Raw genomic sequence first — 4337 nt, 5'->3', positions numbered from 1 at the left:
GTGCAAGGGCGTGCCCAACTTGTACCCTCCGAGGTACGTGAGTTGATTGCCTAGCACCTGCTGGACTTGCTCATGCCGCTCTGACGGCGAATAGATGTTTCGGGGATAGCTCGCTTCGAACTGGGAACCGGGGGTGCTACTGCCTAGCGCCCCTTGACAGCAGCGCTTTCATAGATGTTGGGCGGCTGGACTTAGGCAGGACCGCTCGCTTGTGGTGGACGAGGCTCAAGTTGCGGAGGCAGATCGCTTGCCCAGGTGCGGATCGCCGTCCAGTCCCTGATGTCGCTTGCTGGCTCCTTCCCCGCTAGCTTGTTGAGGGGGAAGCGAAGATTGGCTGGTTCATACTTGCCGCCAAACATCTCAAGGGCGACCGGTTTGAACCAGGGGAACTTTGCCAGCTCCTTATCGAGTTGGTCCCGCGAATCCTGCCATTCCTTCTCATCATGAGGATTGTGGACTGGGCCGAGAGCGAAGACTGCCACTGGCTGGCCCAGTAGGGCTTGGCGGTGGCGCGACAGAAAGCCGAGCGCGTCCTTGTGCCAACGAAACATGAAGAGCGGCGCTCCCAGCACGGCCGCGCCGTACCCTTCGATTGAGCGCACTTCCCGCATCTGCTGGACATCCACCGCAAGCCCACATTCGCGGAACGTGGCCGCGATTGCCTCAGCAACTTCTTGGGTTGAGCCGTAGCGTGTTGCGTATCCTACCAAGACTGTGGTTGACACATTCATCTCCGAAACGCTAGCTCAGTCGGCTCCGCACATAGGCTCCCTCGCCTGCACCCGTCTTCACCGATGACTGGCTGAATCGAGCCCCGCCCAGACGTGCATCGGGCTCATTGGCAGGGAGACAGTCCGACCGGGCTCATCACCTCACTGCGCACTTGCTTGCCGGAGGCGTCGGTGAGGACAAACTGAACCTGGAGGCCCACCTCCGGAAACGTCGAAAGGACGCCACCCGAGGCGCCGGCGAAGGACAAGGTCCGAGCGAAGGTGCCGGAGGGTGAGGGATTCATCCGCTCTCCTTGCCATTCGCCGGCCTCGCCCGTCGCCGCGTTCTTGAAGCGGTAGAAGAGATCCACGCTTGAGCCGGCCGACGGGTGGCTGACTCCGACGGTGACGGAAAGCTGTGTCGCACCACAACTCGTGCCATGGTAATAGGCACGTTCGGGGGAAAACGAAGGCTGGCCGATGGCCAGAGGGCTGGGTGTGGGCGTCAGCGTGGGCGCCGACGTGCCCGTGGCGGTTGGCAGAGCCGTGGCCGCCTCCGTCGGTGTCGCTGCCTGGCTGGTGAACAGGAGGATCGCCGGGTCTCCCCATCTGCCCTCAGGATCTTCCGCCCGGATCGCCAGGCGGTAGGTGCCCGGACCGGGGGGCGTCCAGGGTGTCCTCAGCGTCCACAGCGCAGGCGAACCGCGCACAGCCACGCGGGGATCCGAGCCGGCATCAATCTGGTCGATGACGGAATCGTTGACTCGCATCTCAAACGATGAGACCGCGGAGGCGCCACCGGCGTGCACAACGAGTCCGATCGTTCCACTGGCGGGAAGCTCGCCGATCAGCGGCGCGTCGATCCACACGGAAGGACCCGGGACCCCGGCTGTCGGAACGACGGCACAGGCACTGAGTCCAAGCACACAGGCAGTCATGACCCACGCGTACAGGTTGAGTTTCATCTGGTCCCCTCGGTTCCGTCCCTGAACACAAGCGTGCGGCACGACAGGCTAGGATTCATTGAAGTAGGTTACCTCGAGCACGAAACCTTCGTAGGTGGAGTAGCAGGTCTGCGTGCCTGGAGCAAAGGAGACATCCGGCGGTGTGAAGGCGAGTCCGTAGTTGGGCTCCCCTTCCCACCAGCGTCGCACTGCGCCGGTCACGTCGATGCTGAAGCTCGAGCCGCTGGCCGGCAGGTCCTTGTACGGCTCGGCCGCCGTGATCCACGCCTGGTCGGTCTTGCCGGCTGTGCCGAAAGAGAGGAGGCTGGCACAGGAGGCGTCGGGGCCGAGCGAAAGTCCCTCCGTCGTCGTGCCCCTTCGCTTGTAGGTCAATGTTGCCTTGTAGAGGGGGCCAACCGAGGTCCGCTCAGGGAGCTTGAAATGGACCTGGCCCTGATAGGCATAGGATTCAGCGCACGAGTCGGACGACCAGGCTTGATCGAACCCGGAGAGGATAATCGGGGGCACAGCGAAGACCTCCCGCGAGCCCAACCCAGGGTAATCACCACAGTCCGAGGTATCGCTCCAAATTATTGTGGACGAATTGAGGCTGTCGGCCATGAGGCGGACGGTCGTCGTCGGCACGGCGTCGATGCCGCGGAAGAACAAGTTGCTGTCCGGGGATTCATACGAGCCCTTGAAGGCACGGACGCTGTAGCGCACAGGATACATTTCGAGGGCCTCGACCGGGAATCCCTTCATGTGCCAGTCGCGGCCGCTCACGGTGCGGAATAAGGCCGGCTTGCCCGCCGTTCCCGGCGCAGGGTAGCGGTAGATATGGAAACCCTCGATGTCCGTCGTGTAGGCGCTGCAGGCGATCTTGGAGCCTTCGACCGGGAACAAGCAGGTGGGTGTCCAGTCCCAGATGAGCACGATGTTGCCTCCGCCAATGGCGCTGCCGCAGAGCAGAGCCCCCAGGGCGGAAGCCTCGGCGGGGACGTGGGAGGCGCAATCGGAGACGCTCACGGTGCTGTTGAAGTTGTGAGCCGGCATCAGATAAACCGGCGCGGGTGCTGGCGTGGGAGGCGGCGTGCCGCCCATCGTCGAAGGGATGGCTGCCGGAAATGAAAGGACACCAGTCAACGCGAAGGACGATCCCGGAACTTCGAAAGGCGCATCGCCCACGCCCGGCGCAATCTTGCCCGTGCCAGTCCCCAGATCGACGAGTTCCCCGCCGCTCCATCCCCAGCAATCCAAGTCGAGGTCGAGCCCCGAGGGCGGAAGGGCTCCCCCAAGCGGCGGGACGAAGGGTGCCATGTCGAACGAGTCGCCGGTCAGCGAGACGAATGCGCCGTCGTCTGCCGGGAAACGAGCCCAAGGACCTTTGCCTACCGAGAGATAGCAGTAGAGGCGGTCGACGGGCGTACTCGTCCGGATGCGGGCGCCCGAAAGGCGGATTGAGGAGTCGGGTGCGGCGGGGCAATCGCTGGAAGAGATGTCAGCCGCGCCGGGTTTGCTCGGCGATTCGCCCGCTGGGTTGAAGGCCGAGACGTAGTACTCGGCGTGCCCTGCGGTGCCCGCCTCTTCGTAGCGAAACGGCAGAGCCGCCTTGTTGGCGCCCAACGTGGCGATGCGGACAAAGTCGGAGGCGCCCGGGTCCAGCCGGTAGATGAAGAAACCTGTCTCATTCTTGGCATGATCGGTGACGATCAGCTGACGCGAACAGCCGCTGGCGCCGGTGTCCAGCTCGGGAGCCGCGGGCAAAGCTGGGCTGCCGAGCGAGTCGATCCAGTACGACAAACCGGATGGTTTGCCAAGGGGTAGACCTCCAGCTGAGGCCGAAGACGCGGGCGGTGCAGGCGGTCCTGTCACTGTTGGGGTAGGCAGGGGTAGCAAGGAGCGGATCGGCGAATCCAACCCCACCTGGGCGTTGAGGATCATGGCATTCGAGTAGGCGCTCTCACCTCGGACGTCTAGTGCGCGGACGACCAGGACGTGCTGACCCTCGCTATTGGGCTCCCAACCCCAAGTGGCCGCGCCAACCGACGAAAGCCCTGATTCAGGAATCAGATGCGTTCCTACCAGGCCCCCGTCGACCCACAACTCGAATGAGGAGATCTGCGACGGGCCATTGGCAGCGGCCGAGACGGTCGTGTGCCCGTGGGCGGGAACGTCGATACCCGGTTCCGGTTCGACGATTGCCACGCGCAGGGTGCCACCTGGAGGCAGCGCTGCATCTGCGGTCGGCAGCCGGCGCGCCCAGAAGTAGAGGCCCGCCCCGATCAGGAGGAGCAGGCCCCCCAGGACGCCGCCAAGCAGGACGATTCGCCAGTTGTTCTTCATGGGCCACTCCCCTGGATCTGCCTTGCAGGGCAAGACAAGACGCAAACGATGTCTATGGTCGGGCAGTGCGAGCCGCTAGGGGCCGCGCGGCGAGACCCGTCGGTCACGATGGGTATTCGAGGGCCGGGTGACCCTTGCGCAGAGCTGGATCGGTTCTCCCCAGAATATCCGGGTGGCCGACTCGGGGCGGAGGGCAAGAGGAAGGAGGGAAATGCCGTCGAGGCATGCAGAGGAGCCGCAACTGGCAAGCCGTCTCACCGAATACCGGACATTATACCCCAAAATACCCCCATTCAAGGCCCAGCTGCCTCTCAGCCCAGCCAGTAATCAAGCACCGCAT

The 4337-nt window shown here is 63.9% G+C and carries 3 protein-coding genes; all 3 read right to left on the bottom strand.

All coding sequences use genetic code 11. The annotated features are described in order from the left end of the window. Window positions 1–191: 191 nt before the first annotated feature. The 3 genes from MUO23_12080 to MUO23_12070 all read right to left on the bottom strand — a co-directional run bounded on the left by MUO23_12080 (window position 192) and on the right by MUO23_12070 (window position 3997). Window positions 192–725: a flavodoxin domain-containing protein gene (locus MUO23_12080; GenBank protein MCJ7513696.1), complete on the bottom strand. Its 534-nt coding sequence runs from the start codon at window positions 723–725 to the stop codon at window positions 192–194. A gap of 110 nt (window positions 726–835) precedes the next feature. Next, on the bottom strand, window positions 836–1675 hold the full coding sequence (locus MUO23_12075) for a hypothetical protein (GenBank protein MCJ7513695.1): 840 nt from the start codon (window positions 1673–1675) through the stop codon (window positions 836–838). A gap of 48 nt (window positions 1676–1723) precedes the next feature. After that, window positions 1724–3997 (bottom strand): Ig-like domain-containing protein, encoded by a 2274-nt coding sequence (locus MUO23_12070; protein MCJ7513694.1) that lies wholly within the window; start codon window positions 3995–3997, stop codon window positions 1724–1726. Between the last annotated feature and the right edge of the window lie 340 nt (window positions 3998–4337).

The sequence above is a fragment of the Anaerolineales bacterium genome (genome assembly GCA_022866145.1).
Classification (GTDB): Bacteria; Chloroflexota; Anaerolineae; order Anaerolineales; family E44-bin32; genus PFL42.
Note: the sequence above shows the minus strand (reverse complement) of the source record. Positions and strands in the feature narration are given on the sequence as shown.

Excerpts from the sequence above, each read along its gene's own strand:
- MUO23_12075 (MCJ7513695.1), bottom strand. The coding sequence starts at position 1,675 with ATGAAACTCAACCTGTACGCGTGGGTCATGACTGCCTGTGTGCTTGGA.
- MUO23_12070 (MCJ7513694.1), bottom strand. The coding sequence starts at position 3,997 with ATGAAGAACAACTGGCGAATCGTCCTGCTTGGCGGCGTCCTGGGGGGC.